General features: G+C 54.1%; 17 protein-coding genes. 6 read left to right on the top strand and 11 right to left on the bottom strand.

Annotated elements, in window-relative coordinates; genetic code table 11:
- Nucleotide 1 precedes the first annotated feature (1 nt).
- Genes AAC019_RS01780 through AAC019_RS01760 form a run of 5 tightly spaced genes read left to right on the top strand, consistent with a single transcriptional unit; the run spans nt 2 to nt 5,192 of the window.
- On the top strand, nt 2-1,147 hold the full coding sequence (locus tag AAC019_RS01780) for a 3-dehydroquinate synthase (protein WP_339896835.1): 1,146 nt from the start codon (nt 2-4) through the stop codon (nt 1,145-1,147).
- A complete protein-coding gene (gene eboE / locus AAC019_RS01775) occupies nt 1,135-2,244 on the top strand; it encodes a metabolite traffic protein EboE (protein WP_339896834.1) in 1,110 nt (369 codons plus the stop codon). Before AAC019_RS01780 ends, eboE begins: the two co-directional genes overlap by 13 nt.
- Before the next feature lie 35 nt (nt 2,245-2,279).
- Nucleotides 2,280-3,689 (top strand): nucleotide pyrophosphatase/phosphodiesterase family protein, encoded by a 1,410-nt coding sequence (locus AAC019_RS01770; protein ID WP_339896833.1) that lies wholly within the window; start codon nt 2,280-2,282, stop codon nt 3,687-3,689.
- Nucleotides 3,673-4,395 carry a UbiA family prenyltransferase gene (locus AAC019_RS01765; RefSeq protein WP_339896832.1) on the top strand — a complete coding sequence of 241 codons (723 nt, stop codon included), beginning with the start codon at nt 3,673-3,675 and terminating at the stop codon, nt 4,393-4,395. Before AAC019_RS01770 ends, AAC019_RS01765 begins: the two co-directional genes overlap by 17 nt.
- A 38-nt stretch (nt 4,396-4,433) precedes the next feature.
- Nucleotides 4,434-5,192, top strand: a complete 759-nt coding sequence (locus tag AAC019_RS01760; RefSeq protein ID WP_339896831.1) for a hypothetical protein — start codon at nt 4,434-4,436, stop codon at nt 5,190-5,192.
- 33 nt (nt 5,193-5,225) lie between these two features.
- Here the strand turns inward: AAC019_RS01760 and AAC019_RS01755 are convergent, their stop codons facing one another.
- The 3 genes from AAC019_RS01755 to AAC019_RS01745 form a co-directional block, all read right to left on the bottom strand.
- Nucleotides 5,226-5,648 carry a YidB family protein gene (locus tag AAC019_RS01755; protein ID WP_339896830.1) on the bottom strand — a complete coding sequence of 141 codons (423 nt, stop codon included), beginning with the start codon at nt 5,646-5,648 and terminating at the stop codon, nt 5,226-5,228.
- Nucleotides 5,649-5,668: 20 nt separating this feature from the next.
- Nucleotides 5,669-5,914 (bottom strand): hypothetical protein, encoded by a 246-nt coding sequence (locus AAC019_RS01750; RefSeq protein ID WP_339896829.1) that lies wholly within the window; start codon nt 5,912-5,914, stop codon nt 5,669-5,671.
- 157 nt (nt 5,915-6,071) lie between these two features.
- Nucleotides 6,072-7,817, bottom strand: coding sequence for a glycosyl hydrolase family 28-related protein (locus tag AAC019_RS01745; RefSeq protein WP_339896828.1), 1,746 nt, complete (start codon nt 7,815-7,817; stop codon nt 6,072-6,074).
- A gap of 472 nt (nt 7,818-8,289) precedes the next feature.
- Here AAC019_RS01745 and AAC019_RS01740 point away from each other — a divergent pair, with 472 nt between their 5' ends.
- Nucleotides 8,290-10,659: a glycosyl hydrolase family 18 protein gene (locus AAC019_RS01740; RefSeq protein ID WP_339896827.1), complete on the top strand. Its 2,370-nt coding sequence runs from the start codon at nt 8,290-8,292 to the stop codon at nt 10,657-10,659.
- A 62-nt stretch (nt 10,660-10,721) separates the two neighbouring features.
- Here the strand turns inward: AAC019_RS01740 and AAC019_RS01735 are convergent, their stop codons facing one another.
- The 8 genes from AAC019_RS01735 to AAC019_RS01700 form a co-directional block, all read right to left on the bottom strand.
- Nucleotides 10,722-12,716 (bottom strand): endo-1,4-beta-xylanase, encoded by a 1,995-nt coding sequence (locus AAC019_RS01735; protein ID WP_339896826.1) that lies wholly within the window; start codon nt 12,714-12,716, stop codon nt 10,722-10,724.
- Nucleotides 12,717-12,805: 89 nt separating this feature from the next.
- Nucleotides 12,806-14,152, bottom strand: coding sequence for a PepSY domain-containing protein (locus tag AAC019_RS01730; RefSeq protein WP_339896825.1), 1,347 nt, complete (start codon nt 14,150-14,152; stop codon nt 12,806-12,808).
- A gap of 12 nt (nt 14,153-14,164) precedes the next feature.
- Nucleotides 14,165-16,453 (bottom strand): TonB-dependent receptor, encoded by a 2,289-nt coding sequence (locus AAC019_RS01725; RefSeq protein WP_339896824.1) that lies wholly within the window; start codon nt 16,451-16,453, stop codon nt 14,165-14,167.
- Nucleotides 16,454-16,561: 108 nt separating this feature from the next.
- Complete coding sequence (locus AAC019_RS01720; protein WP_339896823.1) at nt 16,562-16,891, bottom strand: multidrug efflux SMR transporter; 330 nt, start codon at nt 16,889-16,891, stop codon at nt 16,562-16,564.
- A 41-nt stretch (nt 16,892-16,932) separates the two neighbouring features.
- Entirely contained in the window at nt 16,933-21,324 is a 4,392-nt protein-coding gene (locus AAC019_RS01715; protein ID WP_339896822.1) for a hypothetical protein, read from the bottom strand.
- A gap of 202 nt (nt 21,325-21,526) precedes the next feature.
- Complete coding sequence (locus AAC019_RS01710) at nt 21,527-22,288, bottom strand: sulfite exporter TauE/SafE family protein (protein WP_339896821.1); 762 nt, start codon at nt 22,286-22,288, stop codon at nt 21,527-21,529.
- Between the two features lie 70 nt (nt 22,289-22,358).
- Nucleotides 22,359-23,429 carry a glutaminase A gene (gene glsA, locus AAC019_RS01705; RefSeq protein ID WP_339896820.1) on the bottom strand — a complete coding sequence of 357 codons (1,071 nt, stop codon included), beginning with the start codon at nt 23,427-23,429 and terminating at the stop codon, nt 22,359-22,361.
- Between the two features lie 66 nt (nt 23,430-23,495).
- Nucleotides 23,496-24,752 (bottom strand): DcaP family trimeric outer membrane transporter, encoded by a 1,257-nt coding sequence (locus AAC019_RS01700; protein ID WP_339896819.1) that lies wholly within the window; start codon nt 24,750-24,752, stop codon nt 23,496-23,498.
- Nucleotides 24,753-24,817 lie beyond the last annotated feature (65 nt).

Here is a 24,817-nt window from a genome sequence, read left to right as displayed (position 1 = left end):
CGTGTTGCAGATTGATCAGAGCTTTACCATGACCCATCAGTTTCCGGTGTGTTTTGACCGGGATACCCTCGCGCCCGAGAGCCCGCTGTTGCGGGACATTCTTGAACGCGCCGGGCCCGGCCCTCACCGGGTACTGCCGGTTATCGATCAAAACGTGCTGCAGGCTCACCCCGATATCGTCGACCGCTTGCAGCTTTACGCCGACACCCACGGCGAGGCGCTGGAGCTGATCGAGCCACCCTTGATTGTCCGTGGCGGCGAGATTAGCAAATCCGATCCAACCGAGGTGGACGAGTTTTATCAGCGCACGCAAACGCAAAACATCGACCGCCACAGCTTTGCCTTAGTCATTGGCGGCGGTGCGGTGATCGATGCCATTGGTTACGCGGCGGCAACCGCTCACCGCGGCATCCGGTTAATTCGTATGCCCACCACGGTGCTCGCGCAAAACGACGCGGGCATCGGGGTAAAAAATGCGATCAACTACCGCGGCCGCAAAAATTATTTGGGTACTTTTGCCGCCCCCTTTGCGGTGATTAACGATTTTGATTTTTTAGCCAGCCTGCCCTCGCGCGATCGGGTCTCGGGCATTGCCGAGGCGATCAAAGTGGCCTTGATTCGCGACGGCGACTTTTTTAACTGGCTGCACGATAACCGCCAGGGGCTGGCCGAGTTTAGTGCCGAGCCTACCGAGTACATGATTACCCGCTGCGCCGAGCTGCACTTAAACCATATTCGCACCAGCGGCGATCCGTTTGAACAAGGCAGCGCCCGGCCACTGGATTTTGGTCACTGGTGCGCGCACCGGCTGGAGGAAATCTCGGCCAGTGAACTGCGCCACGGCGAGGCCGTCGCCATTGGCATCGCGCTCGACTCGATCTACTCCTACCTTAAAGGCATGATTACGCTCGAGTCGCTGAGCCGTATTCGCACCACACTCGAAGGCGTCGGTTTTAGCCTCACCCACACCGCGCTCGAATCACTCGATATCCACAAAGCACTTGAGGATTTTCGCGAGCATTTGGGAGGCCGCCTGTGCATCACCCTGCTCACTCGCGAAGGGGCCGCCCAGGAGGTTGACGAAATTGACCACCGCTTAATGGAGCGCTGCCGCCAGTACTTACTGGAGGGCACATGGCCGAGCTGACCTACTGCGGCAACATTCACCCGGGCGAGCACTGGGCGGATGTCATGCACAACCTGGACAGCCACGCTCTGGAAGTTAAAGCCCGCGTAAACCCCACCGGCGCTTTTCCGCTGGGGTTACGCATCGCTCAGCAGGCGGTGCTGGAAGCGGACGATAACGCCATCGCCGAGTTTCGCGCCTGGTGCAAGCGGCACAATTGCTACCTGCTCACCATTAACGGCTTTCCTTACGGCACCTTTCACAATCGCCGGGTAAAAGAGAATGTGTATTTACCCGATTGGCGCAGCGCTGAACGGGCGAGCTACAGTAAACGTTTAGGTGATTTAGCGGTAAAGCTCGAGCCGGGCGCCAAGCGTTTGTCGATCTCGACGGTACCCATTGCTTTTAAACCAGCGTTTAATACCGACGCTATTGATGAGTGGGAGCTCGCCTGTGGCTACGTTCGCGATGTGGCCGAGCACTATTATCAGCTCTATCAGCAAACCGGCGTGTTGCTGGTGCTCGCGCTCGAGCCGGAGCCAATGTGCGTACTTGAAACCACCGACGAAGCCATCCAGTTTTTTAAGCGGTTAAATCTACCCGAGCATTTACGCCGCCACGTGGGCTTGTGTTTTGACTGCTGCCACCAGGCCGTAGAGTTTGAAAGTGCCAGCGATTGCCTACAGCGAATTATTGCGGCGGGCATTACCATTGGCAAAGTGCAGGTCTCCAGCGCCCTCAAAGCCACCGGCGATGAAATACCTAAACTGCTGAATTTTGACGAGCCCGTGTATTTGCACCAAGCGGTGGCCCATTGCCAGCACAGCAATCAGCTGCACCGCTTTACCGACCTCACTGACTTTAAACAGGCCCTGCAACAAGGGCAGCACTTTGACGAGTGCCGGGTGCATTTTCATATCCCGATTTTTCTCGAACATCTGGGTGAGTGCGGCACCACACAGGATTTTTTGCGCGAGCTTTTACCCCAGCTGGACAGCCATATACCGCTCGAGGTAGAAACCTACAGCTTTGCCGCCATCCCCGAACAGTTACGCACCGATACCGTAAGCGAGAGCATTGCCCGCGAACTCTTGTGGGTTAAAGCACTGCTAGACTAGCGGCGCGCAACACCACCGAATAAACGAGGCCCAATATGCACAGAACCGTCGTTCTTAATGTAGTCGGACTTACCCGGGCACTGCTTGGGGAGCACACCCCCAATATCAATCAGCTCGCGGCACGCAGTACCACCATTAAACCCGTGACACCGGCGGTTACCTGCTCAGCCCAGGCGACCTACTTAACCGGCAAGCAGCCCAGCGAGCACGGGATTGTCGCCAACGGCTGGTATTTTCGCGAGCAAAATGAGGTGTGGCTGTGGCGCCAGAGCAACAAGCTGATTCAGGCCCCCAAAATCTGGGACATGGCCCGGGCGCGCGATAAAAGTTTTACCTGCAGTAACACCTTTTGGTGGTACGCCATGGCCACCGATGCCGACTACACCCTAACGCCCCGGCCTTTGTATTGCGCCGATGGCCGCAAGCTCCCCGACTGTTACACCTATCCGCTCGAGCTGCGCGAGACACTCAGTAAAAAACTGGGCAAATTTCCGCTGTTTAACTTTTGGGGGCCGGCCACCAGCATTAAATCATCGCGCTGGATCGCCGACGCCGCCATGCATATCGAGGCGGAGCATCAACCGACCCTGCAACTGGTGTATTTACCGCACCTGGATTACATCTTGCAAAAAGTCGGGCCCGAGGGCGATATCGCGCAAGACCTAGCCGAAATTGATGATTTGGTGGGCGAGTTACTGACCTACTTTAGCAAGCGCGACTGCCGGGTGATGCTGTTGTCCGAGTATGGCATTGTGCCGGTCTCGCGGCCGGTGCACCCCAACCGAATTTTGCGCGATGCCGGTAAGCTATCGTTAAAGGTGGACCTGGGGCGGGAGTATCTAGACTTTCACACCAGCCGCGCCTTTGCCATGAGCGACCACCAGATCGCCCATATTTACGTACAGGCGCACGAGGATATTGCCGAGCTCAAAACACTGTTTGCCAACACCGAAGGCGTTGCCAAAGTACTAGAGGGCGCCGAACGCGCCGAGTACGGCCTGGATCACGAGCGCGCCGGCGAGCTGGTGCTATTAGCCGAGCCGGACAGCTGGTTTACCTATTACTACTGGCAAGATGACACCCGCGCGCCCGACTTTGCTCACCAGGTAGAGATCCATCGCAAGCCTGGTTTTGACCCGTGCGAGCTGTTTCTCGACCCCAAACTAAAATTCCCCAAGCTAAAAGTTGCGCGCCGCTTGGCGCAAAAGAAAATGGGCATGCGTTATGTGCTGGATGTTATCTCTACCGACCCAATGCAAGTAAAAGGCTCCCACGGTGTTTACGATGGTACAGATCACTCGACACCGGTGCTAATGAGCACTCAGGCAAACTTGATCCCGGAGCATCAAATTCACGCCACCGATGTCTGCGATTTAATCTTGCAACATATCTTTAGCGATGAGCCGCAAACAACGCCGGAGCCCGAACATGCCACTGACGCTTAACACCGCCCTTAAACTTGGCCGCGTAAGTAACCTGCCCACGGTATGGATGAACGCCGTGGCCAGTATCGCGCTTACCAGCGCGGCGCTGGGCACTGGGTTTCCGGTGCTGGCCAGCGGTTTAATTTTACTGGCGCTATCGTGCTTTTACGCCGGCGGCATGAGCTTTAACGATTACTGCGACCGCCACTGGGATGCCGTGCACCAAACCTATCGCCCTATCCCCAATGGCGATATTAAAGCTCGCACTGTACTGACGTTATCACTGGCGCTGTTTAGTGCGGGCCTTGCGCTTTTGTGGCTAGCCCCCAACAGTCGCGGTATTCTGGCTGCAGCCGGGTTACTGGCCCTTATTATTGCCTACGATGTGTGGCACAAACGGCACTGGGCTACGGTCGCGTTAATGGCCAGCACCCGCTTAGGGGTTTATCTGGTAGCGGCCTTTGCGCTGTCGGGCAGCGCCACCCAAGCGGTGGTCATACTGGGGTTAATTCAGTGTGGCTATACGTTACTGGTTACGGTCGTGGCGCGGCTCGAAAACAAACTGCCAAACGGCTACGGATTTGCCGTTATCCCCTGGATGATTGCACTAATGGGCTTAGTCGATGGTGTTGCCTTAGCCGTGCTGCTCTCGCCTATCTGGCTGCTGGCAGGTATCGCTACGGTGGTATTAACCCGCTGGGGTCAAAGGTATGTGCGGGGCGACTAATTGTAGAGGCCCAATAACCATCAAATGTGGATATCTCTATGCGACTTAACACCCCACCCGGTGCCCTTACCCCCACTTACCCATTAGGTCGTTTGCTCTGGCAACATTTACAGTGGCTAGCGGCGATACTAGTAGCGCTTGCTTGTGTCAGTCACGCCGAAGCGGCTAAAGAGGATAATAAACCCGATGTCTCGGCGTATCGTCAGTGGCAAAACTCACATTCCGGTTCCTTTTTTGTCGATAGCCAAGTGGATTTTTCCGGCTACGATAAGATTTTATTTTTTCCGGCCACATTTGATCGCATGACCTTATCTGAGCATGCCAGCAATGAGGTGGTGCTCAGCTGGCAGAAGTCCTCCTTCAAAGAGATGGATGCCATCTGTGCACAATTTGATTCCTTTGCGCCGGTTATTTTCAATCGCAGCGACGAATTCTCTCCGACTCACACCGGAGGTTTAAACGTTATTGCGCTAGAGTTTCGTATAACAGAGTTCTATCCTAAGAGTGAACGCGTTGCAGACGCTGAATTAGATACCGTAGGTCAAACGTTCTCCGATGGGAGCCTCGGGAGCATTAAAATTCAGGCCGTGTTGGTCAATGCCAAAACCGGTGCGTTACTGGCGGTTATTGAGGACTTATTGCCATTGCAGCACCAGGCCTATATCAACAACAGAACCAGCCAGAACCTTGCCTGGCGCACGGCGTTTAAGAGTTGGCTGATTGGACTTGAGCAAGATTTAAGCGCGCTAAAAGCGGGGGAGCACCAGGATCAGCTCGCGCCGGGTGCGCAGCCCTAAATTCGTTCAGCTAACGCCCGGCGCGAGTCACAGTTAAAACAACCCTTTCAGTAGTGATCCTGCACCCGAGGAAACCACGCCACTTAACAAGCTGCCACCCTCGCTACTTTTATCCAGTAGTTTAGGCAGCATGCCCGCTAAACCTTCGGCGGCGGTATCGGTTTCCACGCCAATCTGGCTGCCAAATTGCGCTACTTTGTCTTCACCCAGCAAGCTCTTCACATCCTGCGAGCCTAACGATTGGTTGGCACCATCGCCCAACCAGGACTGCGCGGCGGCGGCCAAACCGCCACCTTGCTGGGTCACCATATTCAGCAGGGCCGGTATATCCAGATCGCCCCCTTCGGTGGGTAGCAGCGATTTTAAGCCGCCCATTACTTTCTGTAAATCTAACCCTTCACCTTTGCCGCCCAACTGATTCAAGAATATGTCAGCGGCCATATTTAATAAGCTCATCGTTTTACTACCTCAGGTAATTACAAGCTGGCGATTTCTTTATCAAACAGAGTCGCGGCGGCATCGGTAAACGGAAAGTGCGAGCGAATGTAATGCAGCGTTTTTAACTCTGTATCGGTAACACCGGGGCCATCTTTGGCGGAGCTCATTAAATCCAACACCTCGTCTTTTGACAGGTTGCCCTCGTTGCGGCCAGTGGTGTGTTGCTTGGCCAGCTCCAGTAACTCCTTCTCGTAAGTTTCACCTTCAATTGTGACGTACGCCATATGCTTTCCCTCAATCCAATTCCTTTAGTTAGCTTCATTAAAGCCGTCAACGGCATCGTTAACCTATCGACAACAATGCCACCGTCTTAGAGAGTAGACCGCAATTGGCGAAACGGCCATTAGCTGTACTGTTTTTGCCATGAAATTTTCATGACCCCTAACGCCTACGTGCCAACTGAGCTTCGTACAGTGACTGGGGCGATAAGATCTCTGCCTGGCCGAGCAGCTCGGTGTAATCTTCCTCTTCTGTACCAATTGCCAACAACCGCTCGGGGTAATCATTTAGCGCCAAATCAGTGCTGACACTAACACTGGCTGAGGTACCAATAACGTAACCCGCGCCGTGATTATAAGCGTAAAGGTTGCCACGCCCACGGATATTCCAGAACACATTCATAGTGCCTGTCTGGCCGGCACCGGATGATGCCGTAAGTCGGTTGCCCACTCTGAGGCTGTCATTAATCACGGCACTATCGTATAAGTTGGCCATTGATAACGCGTGGTGGAAGTCCGCCCCGCCCTCTGAACAATCATTGCGTAGCTGTTTAGTATAGGACGAACAAACACGCCCCCCCTCGCTTTTAACCCGTAAAAAAACGTTACCCGACGCCCCAAAATCCCAACTAAAACTAAAGTTATGGCGTCCGTTGATAGCCTCTGAGTTTTTAATTAAGACTTCATTACTCGCCGATATCTGATACAAATAGCCATTGCCGTTGCCGCCCAGGTGCTCCGCATTCGCCATGCGGGTATCACTGATGGTGACATTAACGCTCTGATCAACCGCAATACCGTGCGAGCGCAATTCATAACCACTTCCCGTTTGGTCATAACTTGCTACCTGCTTCACCCAGCAGTTTTTACAAAAGCGCAGCGCAATTAATGTCGATTTGTCAAAGCCGCGCCAGGCGTTTTCAACCCCGACCGCATTGGTTATTGATAATGCCTCCAGGCCATTGCGCTCACCATAGTGCAGTGCTTTTTGTACTTCGGGGTTATCGCGCAATTTAACAGGGTAGCGAACCGGGATTTTAAACGTTATTCGGTTACCACTAATCGAGGTAATTGTACGGCGAAAAAATGGTTTTAATTCACCGTTCGCCACATGACTCCAATAGGCCGCACTATTGTGCTCGGCTTTAAAGTCTGCGGTAATTGTCCACGCAATCACTATGTCATCACCAACGGATAACCCTTGCGCCGAACTTAACGTCACCGAGGTATCGTTAATGGCGGCGGCTGTTGTCATGCGCCAGTCGGTTTGCCGCTGATACTGCAAGGGCTGCCCGCCAGTCATGGTAAAGTTCTCTCGGTGGGCATTGCTTGTGCCTCCACCGTCTTTAAACCACAGACGGGTTTTTCCGGGCCCTGCTCCACGCAACACAATGTCCGAGCCTGTGATCGCCAAGGGTTTATCCAAGCGATACAAGCCCTCGGGTAAATAAAGTACGCCGCCGCCAACACTTACCGCTTGGTCGAGCACCTTTTGAATATCACCTGATACGTCGGCACTGCCGTCATTGATAACGCTAATCACGTACTCGGCAGTGGCTTCAGGAAGCGCACTCTCGCCATAGGCAAAACCCGCGTATGAATAATCTTGCAGGGCAGAAGTCTTACTCGCATCATGAGGGTTTGTAATTGCATCCCCAGGTACCCAGTTCACGCCAAACAAAGCGCTTTGGCCTACCGCCGGCTCGTCAACACAATCTACCGAGGTACAATCTGGTTCCGGTGAGGGCTCGGGCACTGGAGCTGGTTCAGGCTCTGGAGATGGCGTCGTAACAGGAGGTGGCTCCGGTTTTTCAGCACTGCTACTGCTTCCCCCACCGCCACAGCCAAGAACAGAGAAGGTAAACAATGCCAACACCCATAACTCGTAACCTCCAACGCGGAACCTCATCGCCATCTCCTGCGTACTGCATTCGTATACATGGGTCGTGTGGCTGACGACACGATGAGTCTACTCGCGACGCTACAGCACCGAGCTGTCGGAGCCAGCGACTACTACCAGCCGAATAATAATTATATGGAATAGAAAATTAAAAAACCGAGAATTTCAGTAATTAAAAAGTAATTTTCATGCCAGCACTGATGCTTTTTCGATCTAAGGTGCTTATTTCTTTTACAATTTTTAACAAGGTCACAATTTAGCCTATCCATCGTTGACCCGGGTATGGGGTGGCGCGGCAAAATAAGACAACGTTGTCTGACCAAGGACGCACAACCCCGTAACGGGGGCAACGCGAACAGTGCAATGTATTACTGGAGGATGAGTAATGCTTTGCCAGCGGTTGCGTGTCGAGCCCTGTTGGTGTTGGGAGCGATTTAAATCAACCGCCCCTAAAACATAAATACGATAACAGGGATACTCCATGAAACTTATACACACTTTTAGCTTGTGCTCGGTGGCGGCGCTTGCCGCACACAGCCTACAGGCTGCCGATTGCACCAACCTTGTTAACTGGGACGCTCAGGCGGTTTACACCGGCGGCACGCAAGTGCAGCGCAGCGGGCAGGCCTATCAGGCAAACTGGTGGACGCAGGGGAACGACCCGAGCACCAATTCCGGCCAATACCAGCAATGGTCTGCCCTCGGCGCTTGTGACGGATCAGATCCAAACAATAATCAGGCCCCCACAGCCAATGTTAACGGCCCCTACAGTGGCGTGCCCGGCAGTGCCATTGCGTTTGACAGCGCGGGCTCTAGCGACCCGGACGGCAACATTGCCAGCTACGCCTGGGACTTTGGCGACGGCGCCAGCAGCACCCAGGCATCGCCCAGCCACAGCTACTCCAGTGACGGCGACTACAGCGTTACGCTCACGGTAACCGACAACGACGGCGCCAGCGCTACGGCCAGCACCAGCGCCGCTATCAGTGCCGACTCGGGTGAGCCCAGCGACTGTACCGCCGCCCTCTATAACGCCGGTACGCAATACGCGGCGGGCGACTTGGTACAAAACGCCGGGCAAGTGTATCGCTGCGACATCGCCGGCTGGTGCTCATCATCGGCCAGCTGGGCCTACGAGCCGGGTAATGGCGCCCACTGGCAAGAGGCCTGGAGCCAAACCGATAGCTGCAGCGAGCCGGGCAATCTAGCTCCTACGGCTAACGCTAACGGCCCCTACTCGGGCAGTGCCGGTAGTGCCATCACCTTTAGCAGCGCTGGCAGCAGCGACCCAGACGGTACTATTAATGCCTATTTATGGGAGTTTGGCGATAACAGCACCAGCACCGAGGCCAACCCGTCGCACAGCTACGCCAATGCCGGTACTTACCAGGCGACTCTCACGGTTACTGACAACCTCGGGGCAAACCACTCCAGCACGGCGAATATCACGGTGGTTATGGCCGATCAAAACCAGCCTCCGGTGGCACAAGTTAACGGCCCCTTTAACACGGAGGCCAACACCAGCATTAGCCTTTCCAGTGCCGGTAGCTCGGACCCGGATGGCAACGTTGTCAGCTACGATTGGAGCTTTGGCGATGGCAATAGCAGCTCGCAGGCTAATCCTAGCCATAGCTACAGTAGCGACGGCCAATACACCGTTACCCTGACCATTACTGACGACGAAGGCGCCACCGATAGTGTCACCACCACAGTTACTGTGGGCACGGTGAATACGACTTACGGCGATAAAGTCATCGGGTATTTCACCAACTGGGGGGTGTACGATCGCAACTACCACGTTAAAAATATCCACACCAGCGGCTCGGCCGAAAAGCTCACGCACATCGTCTACGCCTTTGGTAACGTGAAAAACGGACAGTGTGTGGTGGGCGACGCCTACGCCGACTACCAAAAAACCTACAGCGCTGCCGACAGTGTTGACGGTGTTGCCGATGTTTGGGGCACCAGTGAAGTGGATGGTAACTTCGGTCAGCTGCGCCGCTTAAAAGCCATGTACCCACAGATTAAAGTGGTGTGGTCGTTTGGTGGCTGGACCTGGTCCGGTGGTTTTGGCCAGGCAGCGGCTAACCCGCAGCAGTTTGCGCAATCGTGTCACGACTTAGTCGAAGACCCACGCTGGGCCGATGTATTTGACGGTATCGACATTGATTGGGAATACCCCAACGAGTGTGGCTTAAGCTGTGACGATAGCGGCTTTGGTGGTTACCGCGACTTAATGCAGGCATTGCGTCAAGAGTTTGGTCAAGACGCCCTGGTCACCTCGGCCATTGGCGCGGGCGAGACTAAGATTAACGCGGCCGATTATGGTGGTGCGGCTCAGTATCTGGATTTTTATATGCTCATGACCTATGACTTCTTCGGTGCCTGGGCCAAGCAAGGTCCCACGGCGCCGCACTCGCCGCTTTATACCTACGATGGCATTCCGCAACAGGGGTTTACCACCAACAACGGTATTGAAGTGCTTAAGAGCAAAGGGGTACCCGCCGAGAAGATCATGCTGGGTATTGGTTTTTATGGTCGCGGCTGGACGGGCGTAACTCAAGCAACACCGGGCGGCACTGCCACCGGCGCGGCGAGTGGCACCTACGAAGCGGGCATTGAAGACTACAAGGTGCTTAAAAACACCTGCCCGGCTACCGGCACTATTGCCGGCACAGCCTACGCCAAGTGTGGCAACAACTGGTGGAGCTACGACACCCCGGCAACCATTAACGGCAAGATGCAATACCTTAAACAACAGGGTTTAGGTGGCGCATTCTTCTGGGAGCTGAACGGCGATACTGATAATGGCGAGCTGATTAAAGCCATTGATAACGGTTTGCAAAACTAGCCGTAGCATTACTCCATAAAAAAAACGGCGGCTTCGGCCGCCGTTTTTTATGCTCGTAAAAATTAAGGGGTAATCGTTAAAGTGAATTCGCGCTCGCCATCAGGCAGTAGCATTACACTTTGCGACTGCTCTTGCCCATCGCGGCTAACCGTTACTGTGTATTTACCGTAAAAACCCCGATTAGCATACTCGCCCACTTCGTTGGTGGTACCGCTAAAATCATTCCACCACGTATCATAAATGGCTTGTTTCCACGCTTGGGCATTGGGTTTTTCTTGCCAGCTTTGGGTGTACATAGCGGCATCGGGATTCCAGTGTGCGCCGGCCCAAAAGCCCCACTTTTGCACCCCAACGGTAGCCGGATGGCTAAAGAAAATAGTGAGAAAATCCCGGGTAAAATCTGCCTGTAAGTCTTCATCTGTGGTGTTGACATCAAACTCTGTCGAGCGGATTTTTAAATCGGGAAACGCCTGATGAAAGCGCTCGATAATATCGTAAATACGGCTAATTGAGGTTGGAGAATTGCCAAAGTGGCTCTGTAAACCAATACCATCAATCGGCGCGTCGTTATCTTTTAAGTACTGTATGGTCTGTTGGTAGTGATCTTGATGGGAAAAGTTACGCCCACCACCGGACAAAATCGAATAGTCATTAATATAAAGCTTATGGGATGGCAGGTTTGAACGCGCCTGCTCAAACCAGTCCACCATGACCTCATCGCCAAAGGCGTCCATTAAATAGTGGTTATCGTAGGGCTCGTTGAGAACATCCCACTCATCCAAAACGGCTGCCGTGGCACTGGTAATGTCATCGATATGATCAAGTACCTTCTGCTTAGCCTCAGGGTCTGCAGCGGCGGGGTTACCCTCGGGCAAGTAACCTTGCATTAGCTCTGGTAGGTTTCTTTTTGAGGGCCACACCAATACATGCCCGCGAGTGTAAAAGTCGTGATCTTTTAGCCACTGTAGTGCCGCGATCGTTGTGGTCGGGTTAAAACTTGTGCCCCACTCGCCCGCCCACGGCGCCCATTTTAAATCGTTCTCCGGACCGCTTTGGTTAAACAGCTCCAGCACTTTGTCACGGTAGGTGTCGCTATCGCTGCCCTCGCCCATTAACAGGCTACCCACTGTCACCGAACCAAAATGATAGGCGTGTCTCTCAAACTCTACCTGAACGTCTGCGCCACTAACGGCCGCACCATTGGCATCGAGCACCGTGACGGTAAAGTCACCTTTGCGGTACTGTTCGATACGCGCATTCGCTTCTGCTCGCCAGCTGGCATCTTGCTCGCGGCCTACATAGCTCAGCTTGGTAACGGGTAAATCGTCCACGCTTAGTGTATTGCTATAGTTAAGCAACTGCACACCAGCCACATCAAACACCTGGCTGCGGTCTCCAGCGCCAAAACCGACTTTCACAATAGTCTCACCGGCGGATTCAGAGCGCGGCATTTGCAGCGGAATAAAATACTCCTGCCACTCGCCAGCACTGCTTAGTTCGTGCTGAACATACTTGGTATAGTCCGGTGTCTCCATAAATACAGTGGCAAAGCCAGCACCGGTTTCATAAGTGTTTTCCACCGAGCGGAAGTACAAATGCAGCAACAATACGTCATCTTCATTTAACGCGGTGGTGGTTGGGTACTGCAACTGGCCGTTGTAAAACTCACCCGATGGGTTAGTAACCGAGATACGCACCGCCTGAGAAAACTGCTCGTGATCGGCGCTGACAGTTTCCGCCGAGCCTACGGCACCGTTGTTATCGCCCTGCCAAAATGCGTAACTGGTTGCCGGGGCCGAGGTAATCACCGAGACACCGCCGGCGGGAATATCCGTCACAGGCTCGGGCTGTGGTTCTGGTTCAGGATCGGGTTCTGGCTGGGGTTCGGGGTCGGGATCCGGCTCTGGTTCGGGATCCGGCTCTGGTTGTGGCGACGGGGTAACAGGTGGCGCGCTGCTGGCACCACCACCGCCACCACCGCAGGCGGTGCTCAGGAAGGCAATAGACAACATCAGCAGCAAAGCGACTAAGTGGCTACGGACTAAAGGTGTGTGCATGGTGACTCCTAACTTTTATTATAGTTAATGTAACTATAAGCTAGGTTGTCGCCAGGGTAAACAACACTCGATAGCGCCTTACCGGGAAACTAGGCCTGCTTAGCAAGCCCCAGCCAATCCCGGGTGGCGCGAAACCGGCGCAAAATCAGCCACTCAAGCACTAACACGGCAAGTAACGACATACCCACCAGCGGTAGTGCAATACCCAGTGCAAGTATGATTGCCGAGACAACCACTCCAGCACGACCAGCCGGCACCGAGGCCGGTGCCCCAAGCTTTTTAGCGGGTTTGCGGCGCCACCAAAGTACGGTGCCACTGACGCACAGCAACACCAACCCCAAGGCGGTGATAACGCCCAGCAACTGGTTAAACCAGCCAAACAACTGCCCTTCGTGGGCGGCAATACCAAACCCAATCACTCGGTCTAGCGCGCCTTTTTGCGTAAAGTTTGACGCCCGCTGCACGTTCCCCGTCTCGCCATCGAGCCATACGGTGGCGCGCTTAGGGCGATTTTGCGTCAGCGAGCTGGCCTTAATCAGTAAGGGCTCACTGGCAGCTACTGACAGCTCTACCGGTGGTGCCAGCTCTAGTTCGCGAACGGCGCTCACCACGGTATCCGATAAATCTACTCTATCAACCGCCAGCGGCCTCCAGGCTGGCGCCGCTTTAGCCGCACCGCTGCTCCAGCTTTGCTCCACCGGTGCTGTATTCCACTGGCGCAGCTCTTTAAAAGCGGCGCCCCATACCGTCGTCCAGGGCAGGCCCGAGATCAATAAAAACAAGGTGAAGCTTGCCAGCCAAAAGCCGGTAACGCCGTGAATGTCGCGCCAAAAAATGCGCCGCCCCTGGCGCAATCGAGGGTATAACACGCCAGCGAATCCTTTCGACGTGCGTGGCCACCAGAGGTATAGGCCGGTGACCACCAGGATGACTGCCCAACAGGCGGCAAGCTCGACAATTACCGAGCCCGCCGTACCGGCCAATAGCGCGCCATGAAACGCTTTGACCTGCTGCATAAATTGATCGTTATACGCGATTTGTTTCAGTACGGTATTTTGATATGGGTCCACATACACCAAGGTACGTATCCCGGCATCGCTGACGCTGATAATGGCCGCGCTCGCCTCACTTGCCGGCAACTGATAAGTCATAAACTGCGACCCCGGCACCGCGGCACGCGCGGTAGCGATCTGCTGATTTACCGACACTGCCTGCCCCGAAACGGCGAGTTGGTGATAGGGCCGGTCCACCCAATCTTCAAACTGCGGCTTAAACAGGTAAATAGCACCGGACAGCGCCAGAATAATCACAAAAGGAATACAGCAAACACCGGCGTAAAAGTGCCAGCGCCAGAGTGTTCGGTATAAACGCTGACGACGCGACTTAAGCGGCTCGGCGCTGGCGGCGGGTACAGTTTGATTAACGGCTTGATTCATCGGATTATCCGCTTACAAATCGTAGGAGAAGTTAAGGTAAAGCGTGCGCCCGGGCCATGGGTGAGCCACGTAGGCAATCTCGTTGGTTAGGTTATCCACCCCCACGCCCGCCTTAAAATGTTTCGAGAATTGGTAGCTGCTTTTTAACCCAAAACGGGTGTAGCCATCTTGCGCGCCGTAAACGTTTTCGGCGGTGTCAGTATTATCCAGTCGGCCGTAACTGTTACTGGCGTACTGCACACTGGCGCCAATGTCCCAGCGATCACTTAAGTGATAAGTCGCCAGCAGGTTGCTACGCCACTCGGGCATGCGCGGAAACTGGTTTCCCTCAAGTTGCGGGTCGGCGGCATTTTTGCGAATCTCGGCATCCGTGTAGGCAACGTTAAAGCGTACATCTAACCCATCCAACCACAAGCCATACGCGTTAGCGATAAACTCTACCCCACGGGTACGAACATTATCGATGGGAATAAAAGTACGAATTGACGTGCCGCCAGGCAAGGTGGTCGACTGTGACTCGATCGTGTCATCCACATCGTCCTGATAAACATTCAACCGCAGGTAGCCGTTTTCCAGCTCACGCTGGAGCATTAAATTTTGGTGTAAACCATCTTCCGGTTTTAACTCAGGATTGGCTTCGCTTACGGTGTTGTAGGCCTGGTACTGGCTAAACAGCTCTTCGACAATGGCAAAACGGTACGCCTGGCCGATCGAGTAGCGCAGCTGCCACCCGGGGCTAGGCGCGTAGCCCAGCGAGAACTTCGGCGAGAAGCGCGCGATATCGTTGCCCGGCACTTGCTCCAGATCAAACTCGGGGGTCGCCGCATCATCGTCCGAGTAATAGCCATCGTCGCTGCGCCAGTGTTCATAGCGCCCGCCAAAACTCACATCCCACTGATCGGACAACTGCCAGTTAAACTGGGCAAATACGGCGGCAATTTCGGTCGTACCGCCACTGCGGCTGGTGTATTGATCTTTGCTTGAGGCTAAATAGTTATCCGAGGCGTAGACATTGTAGTTAAGCTCGTAGGCTTCATACCGGGCCCCGGTAATAAAATCGAGCCCGGGCGTCGCCCAATCACGAACCGTTACTTTAACATCGGCGGTTTGCCAGCCGGTATCCTCGTAGTCAGACACCTGACCCGACAAATCGTAATCCGGGTGCATGGGGTTGGTGGCAGAGCTGCGGCTAATATCTTCTAGAATATCAAACTGACTAAGGTTTGCCTCAACCGTAGTGCGATCCGATAATTCACCCAGTAGGCGTAAACCGAGTGATAAACTCTGACGGTCGGCGTTAGAAACGTTTAAACGGCTACTGGGGACGCTGTAATAGTTGCCATTCTGCTCAATGGTGCCGCCCCAAAACGATTCCCCGGCCGCAGTGGTTAAATAACTGTTAGCATCAAAAGTATCTGAGTGGCGATCTTCGTAAGCCACGTTAAGTAGCGTCGAGAAGCGGCCAAACTCATAGCCGGTTTTAAATTTGAAATTATCGGTGGTGGTGTTAATAACGCCGGTATCACCAAAGTATAAGCGCTCCACCTCTTGCGAGTCTGACCCCAAAATACCACCGGTTACGGCGGTGGCAGAGCTGTCCGCCGGAGCGTTGCCCGCATAGTAAAACGACTGCGGCTGCGAGTCGTTGTCCAGATGGTTATAGGATAAGTAAACACTTAAATCACCAAACTTATCGCCATAGGACGCAAAGCCTTTGTAGCCGCTAACATCGTCATCAAAACCGTAATCGTTAAAGCTCTGGGTAAAAAACGAGCCATCGATATGAACCTGCCGCTCTTGCGGAATGGCGGTTTCAATTTGCACCACCCCACCCATGGCGTTGCCGCTATACTCGGCGGAAAAAGGCCCGTAAATCACATCGACCCGGGCAATCTCACTGGCCGATACCATGGTCCAACGCGGCGCACCACTCCAGCGCGACTGCAATAAATAATGCAGCGGCACGCCATCGGCAAACACCATTGAACGGGAGGTTTGAAACATATTGGCACTGCGAATACCCAGGGTGCCGTTCGAGTCGCCGATAAACCGGCGGCGGATCACCAAGCTCGGCTCGTACTTGACTACATCTTCGGTGGTGGCGACATTAATACTGGTTAGATCTTGCGGGTGCAGCACGCTGGTGGGGCCCACGCGCTCCGCGCTGGTTGCCTCATTTTGGGTGCCCCACACGGTGATTTCTTCAACGGCGGGCTTGTTGGCCTGGCCGCTTTGCGCCATTACCGGCGTTGCAACCAAGGCCGCGATACTCAGCATTGTTATTTTGTTAGTCGTTTTCATGTTTCTCCCCGAATATGGTGAGAAACTTTAAGCTATCGAGCTATAGGCGCCCAGTGACAAATTGTCGCACCCGGGTGTCGCAGGCAAAACGCTGTCACAGTTTACCGCTTAGTGGCTCACTGTCTTAGAAAACACATTGATAATAACAACGCCGGTGACGATAAAACCCAGCCCTAACAGCGCGGCGGCATCGAGTTTTTGGTCAAACACTAGCCAGCCCACCACCGCAATCAATGCTACCCCCACGCCGGACCATATAGCGTAAGTCACACCCAGCGGCAAAGTTTTTACCACCTCTGATAAGCAGTAGAACGCTATGCCATAGCCCACTACCACGATCACCGATGGGCCAAGGCGGGTAAAACCCGCCGCCGACTTAAGCGCGCTGGTGGCAATGACCTCGCACACAATGGCAAGAATTAATAAAAACCAAGTCATAGACACCTCTTTAGCGCATTGTATGGGGGAGTCGCCCGGGGTTACTGCCCACGCCGGCGTGCGGCCCAGGCGCCACTGAGCAGCAGCAAAAATGTCAGCAGCGCCAGCGCCACCGGCGAGTTTACCGGTAACATAGCCGGCGGGTTTGGCGGTGGGGGCGGAGGGCTCACCGCATTGTTAACAAACACGCAGCGCAGGGTTTGGCCGGCCTCGACAGTCACATCCACAGAGCGATCGCCATCAAAACTGGCATCACCACCGACGCAGTTAACGCTCGCGACATTCCACCCCGCCATAGCCGATTCACTAATGCGGTAAGTACCCGGTGCAACATCGGTAAAACTGCGGGAGGCCCGGCCACCGGTTGTCGTTAAGCTAAAATCACCTAAGTCACCGGAAAAACTAAAGCTATCATCCCCCCCGACGGCGAGCTTACTCACAATGATGGCGCCCGAGGTGGGTGGCAGCGGCTCATTGACAAATACGCAGGCGCTACCCGCTCCGCCATCGACCAAGGTAACTGTTGCGGAACCACTGGTAAGATCGGTGGTGTGAGTGCCCGTGCATTGAATATTGGTCAGGGCCCAGCCGGCGGGAACGGTTTCGGTAAGGGTATAATCACCAGCACTTATGCCTGAAAATGACTGACCGCCCGTACCATCGCTGGTAGTCACGTCAAAAGCACCGATGCCGGAGGAACCATCAAACGCAAAAGTGCCATCAGCGCCAATGGCCAACTTACCCACGGCGATAAGCCCCGAGCGAAGCAAGCGGCGCGAGTTGGTAAAGGTGCAGGTAACATCTTCGCCTTCCGCGACAGCAATATCGACGCTGCCATCAGCAAGGTTAACACTCGATGCATTATCACACTGCAGGTCACTTAACGCCCAGCCTGGGATTAAGGTTTCAGATACGCTATAGGTGCCCGGTGCAAGATACTCAAATACCGCTTCGGCCGTGCCACTTTGAGTTTGTAAACTAAAATCACCCAAGTCTCCGGCAAAGCCGAACACACCATCAAGCAACCCCGTTTGTTTTACAATGGTGATAGAGCCAGGCTCTGGCGGCAGCTTTTGGTTAATAAAGGCGCAGGCAACGCCGGGGCCGCTGCCGTCCAGTGTTACCGTAACCGCGCCACTGGCTAAGTCCACACTGTGATCGCCAACGCAGCGAATAGTATTTAGTGCCCAACCACTTTGCGCGGTTTCGGCAATGGTATAGCTACCGGGCGCCAGGCCGCCGGCAAGGTATTCGGCGTGACCATTAACCGTCGCTAGGTTCACATTTCCCAAATCGCCGGTAAAAGCAAAATTGCCGTCATCGCCCAGTGCCAGTTTAACGATCGCGATGGTTCCCGTCGGTGGTGGCTCCAGGGTGTTCACATAGGTACAAGTAACATCGTCACCCGCTTGCAACTCGATGGTAGCCGATGCGCCACTCACCACTGAATCGCCATCACAGCTAACCGAGTCCAGCGCCCAACCCGCAGCCACCACCTCGTTGATTGTGTAAGTTCCGGCGCTTAAAAAATCAAAGGTTTCTGAACTTGGCGCACCATTGGTGGCCAGTGTAAATGCCCCTAAGTCGCCATTAAAAGTAAAGGTACCCGGGTCGCTACCGCTGTTTTTAACGATAGTGATGGAGGCGGGTTCGGGTGGCAGCAACTGGTTCACAAAAGTACAAACAGCGCCACCACCACTTGGCAGAGATACCGTCACTTCGCCACTGTTTAAGTCAGTCACGTGGCCACTGCTACAGCGGATACGGTTTAACACCCAACCATCGGTGGCCAGTTCGCGCACGGTATAAGTGTCGCCGGTTAAACCACCGAACACCTGCCGCGCGCGATTGCTCACAGTGGCGAGGTTAAACGCGCCCAGTTCGCCATCAAAGGCAAAGCTGGCATCGCCCCCAAGGGCAAGCTTGGTAATCACCAGCGTCCCTTCGGGCGGCGGATTGAGAGCGTTGGTAAAGGTACAGGTGACATCCTCACCAACGGCTAAGTCGATACTTGCCGTGCCACTGGCAAGGTTGACGCTGGAGCCGTCATCGCAACTAAGATCAGTTAAGCTCCAGTCACTGGTGAGCGTCTCGGTCACGCTATAAGTGCCGGGCTCAAGATAATCAAATCGGGTTGAGGCCGTGCCGCCGGTGGTCGATAGCGTAAAGGCGTCGAGATCTCCGGCAAAAGTGAACACGCCATTATTGGCACCACTGTCTTTTACAATGGTAATAGAGCCACGTTGCTGGCGATTCACAAACACACAAGCGGCGCCTGCGCCAACACCATCCAAACTGATATCGACCTCGCCGTTGGCAAAATCGATTGTTTGGTCGCCGGTACACTCAATACGCTCTAGCACCCAACCGCTGGGCACATGCTCTTTGATAGAGTAATCACCCACGGGTAAGCCGGTAAAGGCCCGGGTGGCGTGCCCACCCGATGTGACCATATTAAATACACCACCGCCTAAATCACCCGAGAAGGTAAAGGTGCCATCATTGCCGAGTGCGATTTTCGAAATAACAATGGTATCGGTCGGTGCCGGCTCCGCTTCATTGGTAAACGTGCAATTGAGGTTTTCACCCGCGCTAACGTTAATGGTCGCCGTGGCGGTGGCCGTATCCCCTACCGAGTCAGCGTCATCGCAGCTGAGGTCAGTTAAATTCCAGCCGCCCGTTACCACTTCGCTCACGCTATAGCCACCCGGCGCTACATCCGTAAAAGTAATTGAGTCAGTGCCCGCCGAGGTGGTTAAGGTAAAGTCGCCAAAATCACCGCTAAAGCTGAATAAGCCATCGCCGCCGGTAGCATTTTTAGTAATAGTCACGGCGCCGGGTGCGGGGGGAATCTCTGAGTTCACAAACACACAGGCCACCCCGCCGCCGGCAGGCAGATCGATGGTGACCTCGTCGCCCGCCAGATTTACGTTTTGCCCACCACTACAGCGGATGCTTTCCAGCATCCAACCGGTGGGAACGACTTCATTCACACTAAAGCTGCCGGGCGTAAGACCGCTAAACACTTGCCGGGCATTGCCATCAAGTGTGGTCAAATCAAAGTTGCCCAAATCACCTGTAAAACTAAACGTGGCATCTGGCCCGCTGGCGCGCTTGGCAATAACAATGGTGCCCGCCGGCGGCTCTTGCAATGCATTGGTAAAGGTACAGGTCACGTGCTCGTTAGCGGACAACTCAATGGCGGCGGCACCACTGTTTAAATCAACGGCGGAGCCATCGCTACACGCAATGGATTGCAGCATCCAGTCTGCCAAGGGTAACTCATCGACGCTGTAGCTGCCTGCCGCAAGATCCGTAAAGCTGGTCGACGCCGAGCCATTGTTGGTGGTCAGGGTAAAATCACCCAAATCGCCAGCGAACGCGAAGGCCCCATCGGTGGTGCCACTGTCTTTTACGATGGTTATCGAGCCGGTATCAACCACCGGGTCGGGCGTCAGGCTACAGCCAAGATCCGGGTCATTTGGATCGGGGCGGGGTAATGCTACGCGCTCCAGATTACTGACTAACCCGGTCTGCAAATCAAAATAATCGGGCGGATTTGTTTGCGAGGCGTCATACACATTCAGTAAATTATTGGCATCACCCACAGCGCTGCCCTGGTTAACCGAGTAGCCTTCCACCCGAACCGTTCCGCTGCCGTTAACTTCACCGTTTAAGGTTAAGCTGTCAGAGCTTAATGCCGCATCGGGGCCCACCGTAACGCTTGCGCCACTGTTAATAAGGATGTCAGTTTGAGCCAATAATAAGCCGGTGTTATAGGCATCACTGTCAAAAATAATATCGGCGTTAACCGCCACCACACAGCTATTGTATAAGTCGCCATTGCCGTTCACCGTCAGGCGGCCATCCACATCAACCCGGTCGGTATTGACAAAATACCCACCGATATCAGCGGGGCCCGTGACGCTTAACTGGCCCTGATTTAATAGGCTGCCGGAATTTAAATTAAGCCCGGAGGGGAATCGCAAGGTGCCTTGGTTTTCCAGTGTAATCGACGATAAATTGGTGCCCGCGCCAATTTCTAATGTGGCATCGGCGTGGTTGGTTACGGTGATCTCACCGTTGATATTAAGCCCCGCCGAGAATGCCACATAGCCTTCGTTGTCGAGCGAAAACCCAGCGTTAACCACTATATTGGGAAACTGGGCCTCGCCGCGAACATACAACGCACCAGAGGCATTGTTGAAGGTGGTCGGCATAAACACGGCATCGTCAGCAACACAAATGGCGGCCCCCGACGGGAAGTTATTAATCGCGCCAGTAAACACGCCCGAGCCCGGTGTCGTATTCGCGCGCACTAAAAGCACGTCACCGGGGTTAAGGTTGTAGTTATTGCTACCGCCCTCATCAATTATGGTCGGGCTTGAGCAAGCTTGCGTAAAGCTTTGTGCAAACACCTCTGAAGAGCTCAAACCCCATATCACCAGCAGACAAAAGCATCGTATAACCGGACATAAACGCAGACGTGACATAAGTATTAACAACCTGACTAAACCTGACAGAATAAAAATAAGAGTGTCAAAAATCTCGAGCGGTACTGTGTTTGTTGCTGTGATGGTCAGCGACTTTACTTGATGATAGCACGCCACCGGCTGCCAAGCTGTGCCACCCGGATCACCACAAAGCGCCCGAAGACTCGACGACAAGTTTTATACCGGCCACGGCCAGCAACAAATAACAGGCTCCGTAAAACCATCTATCGCTCACCCGATGATGCAAAAATACCCCAAGCCACACGCCCAAAGGCGCCAGCGGCAGCAATACCAACGACGTGGTAAAGGCGCTGAGGTTTAACTGCCCCATAGCCACATAGGGCACCAACTTAATAAAATTAACCACGCTAAAAAATAACACGGTAGTGCCGACAAATAAGGTGCGGGGCAAATGCTGAGGCAACAGATAAATGGAGATAGGCGGCCCACCGGCGTGAGCAATATAACTGACAAAGCCGGCAATGGTACTCCAAAAGCTACCGCGCACCACGCTGGCCTGCTGCACCGCGACACGCTGAAGAATATGGCGCCCCCACAGGTAATACCCGACAAAATACAGCGCCATTAACCCCACCATCAGGCGAATCATATTGGCATCCATGTAGGTAAACATGGCAGCACCTAAGGCGAGGCCTAACATGGCCGCCGGGAACATAATTTTTAGGTTGCGCTTATCCCATTGGCCACGAAAGCTCCAGAGGCTAACCACATCCATACTGCACAAAATAGGCAGCAACACCGCCGCGGCCAGACGCGGATCAACCGCGAGAGAAAGTACCGGCACCGCCAGCGAGCCCAAGCCGCCACCAAAACCGCCTTTTGATAAGCCCACCAGCAGCACCACAGGTACTGCCAGCAGGTAAAACATCCACTGCTCTATCATCTAACCGCCAACGTTGCTGCCAAAGGCGCAATTTTACACCAATGCAACGCCCGGTGCGGTTTTACCGGCATTACTGCGGCGTTATTTCATAGGGGTTTCCGCCCAATGCATTAGAAATATCGGCAATCGCTTTTTGCGCCCGCACACTGTTACCGGCGGCATCCAGTGGTGGCGAGATAACGGCAATACCAAATTTGCCCGGCGACACCGCCACAATACCGCCACCGACACCACTTTTAGCCGGTAGTCCGGTTTTGTACAGCCATTTACCGGCATCGTCGTACAAACCGGCCGTAGCCATTACCGCGAGAATCTCGGGTATGTTTTCGGTTTGTGTCACCTGCTCGCCGGTTACCGGGTTTTTACCGCCGTTGGCAAGGGTGGCCGCCATCATGCCTAAATCTTTGGCGTTAACGCCCACCGAGCACTGGCGGGTGTAGATATCCGTCGCCCGCAAAAAATTATCATCGATATGACCGTAGGCATGCATCAGCGAGGCAATGGCCTGATTGCGCTGGTTGGTGGCAGCCTCAGACTCATAAATATCATTTAGCACGGTTAACTCTCGGCCGGCGAACTGTTCGTACTTAGCCAAAATTTTGCTCCAGATACCGTCGTAATCTTTGCCTGTAACCAAACCGGTGGTGGTAATGGCACCGGCATTGACCAGTGGGTTCATCTCAGCGCCCTGATACTGCTCGATAGCCACAATCGAGTTAAACACATGACCAGTCGCATCGACCCCCATGTTATCCAAAAAGGTTTTTGGCCCCTGCTCGTCCATCACCAGGGCCATGGTGTACACCTTAGAGATTGACTGAATAGACACCTCAGAGCTGATATCCCCCACGGTATAAAGCTCGCCATCCGTAGTGACCAGGGCAATCCCATAAATATTTGAATCTACTTTTGCCAGAGCCGGAATATAATCGGCGTTAGCGCCTTCATCGAGGTTTTTATATTTATCGTAAGCCGCCTTTAGCGCGCCCTCGATGGCTTCTTTGCTCAAGGCTACGTCGGCTGCCTGTACCGGTGCAATAGACGCTACCGTTAAAGCAAGCCCCATCACCCAGCGACACACAACCGCCATTGCCCTGCTCTCGGTTTTGTTAGCGGTTTTATTTACGATCCACTGATTCATTATTAACTCCCTGCCAGTAAGAGCTCTCGCCCATTCAGTTAATGCTTACTCAAACCTGCTTAGCGATCAAAAATCTTGACTCGAAAATGAATACTTAAACGATACCTGTACCCGGTTATCAGTGCCGGACGCGCCGCCAAAATCAGTGCGCTGGCCCCATAAGTACTCCACCCCCATTAGCAAATTTTTACGGGGGGTAAACAACAGGTTAGCCGATAGATACTCACCTTTTTTAAAGGCGTCGGGTAATTGATAGGCCTGGTTATCCACTTCAGTAAAGCTGTAGCCAAACGAGGAGCTGTAGCGCTCGCTCCACTGATGGTCGTAGTAGGCAATCACCCCCAGCAGCGGCACAGAGCTTAGCGAATCGGCGCTCAAGCCGTCGGGCGCCATATCCATACCGCCGTCGTTCATGTAACTGGCAATGCCTTCGCCGTACACGGTACCCAGGCGCAAAGTGTCGTCGCCAAATTTAACCGTGCCGGTCACGTTTAAGCCCCATCCAAGGTCGCTACCGGAAGGCTCGTTGTTGTCGGTTTGAATTGATTCGTAGGCGACATCGCGCAAAATACCGGCCACTTGCACGTGCCCCCACCGGCCGGTATTGCGGTAGTGCATGGTGACATCGGGCACCGGCTGATTGCCGCTAACCGCTAAGCCCCCGGCCCCTAGCATGCCGTTATCCACATCATTGCCGGGCTTTTCAATCGCCACCGCAAAAGTGTTAGTGCCGCTAATAGGTGTCCAGCGAATTTGCGGATTGCGCAAAAACACCATGCCCGCGGGGCCCCAGTAGTCAATAACATTGGGAAAGACGTTGCCGTCCATAAACAGCGAGTTGGTTTGTCCGGCGAGAATAGACTTCCACTCGCCGTAGGCATGACGCACGCGCATGGTGGTTTGGCCTTCGTCGTTGCCCACGCCATACAAATCAAATTCAAACACCGTGTGAATCGTATCCTCGCCCAGCGGCAAGTTTGCCTCTACCCCCAAGCGGCTCTGACGCACACTGGCAATGGTTTGCCCGTCGCTGCCGTACTGGCCATCTTGTGTGGGGATACGAGAGGGCCGCAAAGTAGCCTCCCAATCGGGGTTAACTCGCGCAAAATCCTGAATCATGTCCAGTTGAGCAAAGCCGTACACGACAAAGTTTTTCTGTCGCGATTCACTAGTCACTTCGCTCGCGGTTACCCGCTGCTGCAGCGCTTCGAGCTGCGCCCGCGCTGCATCCAACTCGCGCTGCAACTCATCCAGCTCGGCGCTCCACGCGGCCGAACCACACACCAACCCTATCAGTAATGGCACCTGAACAATTAGTTTCACAATGACTTCCCTCTGTCCGAATAATCCTAACGCCACCCACCATAACCCGGCGGCGCGCTGACTTA

Source organism: uncultured Gilvimarinus sp., from assembly GCF_963975215.1.
Taxonomy (GTDB): Bacteria; Pseudomonadota; Gammaproteobacteria; order Pseudomonadales; family Cellvibrionaceae; genus Gilvimarinus.
The sequence above is the reverse complement of the archived record's forward strand: the minus strand, read 5'-3'. Positions and strand labels throughout refer to the sequence as shown.

Excerpts from the sequence above, each read along its gene's own strand:
- eboE (WP_339896834.1), top strand. The coding sequence starts at position 1,135 with ATGGCCGAGCTGACCTACTGCGGCAACATTCACCCGGGCGAGCACTGG.
- AAC019_RS01765 (WP_339896832.1), top strand. The coding sequence starts at position 3,673 with ATGCCACTGACGCTTAACACCGCCCTTAAACTTGGCCGCGTAAGTAAC.
- AAC019_RS01770 (WP_339896833.1), top strand. The coding sequence starts at position 2,280 with ATGCACAGAACCGTCGTTCTTAATGTAGTCGGACTTACCCGGGCACTG.
- AAC019_RS01760 (WP_339896831.1), top strand. The coding sequence starts at position 4,434 with ATGCGACTTAACACCCCACCCGGTGCCCTTACCCCCACTTACCCATTA.
- AAC019_RS01735 (WP_339896826.1), bottom strand. The coding sequence starts at position 12,716 with ATGCACACACCTTTAGTCCGTAGCCACTTAGTCGCTTTGCTGCTGATG.
- AAC019_RS01720 (WP_339896823.1), bottom strand. The coding sequence starts at position 16,891 with ATGACTTGGTTTTTATTAATTCTTGCCATTGTGTGCGAGGTCATTGCC.
- AAC019_RS01750 (WP_339896829.1), bottom strand. The coding sequence starts at position 5,914 with ATGGCGTACGTCACAATTGAAGGTGAAACTTACGAGAAGGAGTTACTG.
- AAC019_RS01710 (WP_339896821.1), bottom strand. The coding sequence starts at position 22,288 with ATGATAGAGCAGTGGATGTTTTACCTGCTGGCAGTACCTGTGGTGCTG.
- AAC019_RS01740 (WP_339896827.1), top strand. The coding sequence starts at position 8,290 with ATGAAACTTATACACACTTTTAGCTTGTGCTCGGTGGCGGCGCTTGCC.
- glsA (WP_339896820.1), bottom strand. The coding sequence starts at position 23,429 with ATGAATCAGTGGATCGTAAATAAAACCGCTAACAAAACCGAGAGCAGG.
- AAC019_RS01755 (WP_339896830.1), bottom strand. The coding sequence starts at position 5,648 with ATGAGCTTATTAAATATGGCCGCTGACATATTCTTGAATCAGTTGGGC.
- AAC019_RS01725 (WP_339896824.1), bottom strand. The coding sequence starts at position 16,453 with ATGAAAACGACTAACAAAATAACAATGCTGAGTATCGCGGCCTTGGTT.
- AAC019_RS01745 (WP_339896828.1), bottom strand. The coding sequence starts at position 7,817 with ATGAGGTTCCGCGTTGGAGGTTACGAGTTATGGGTGTTGGCATTGTTT.
- AAC019_RS01730 (WP_339896825.1), bottom strand. The coding sequence starts at position 14,152 with ATGAATCAAGCCGTTAATCAAACTGTACCCGCCGCCAGCGCCGAGCCG.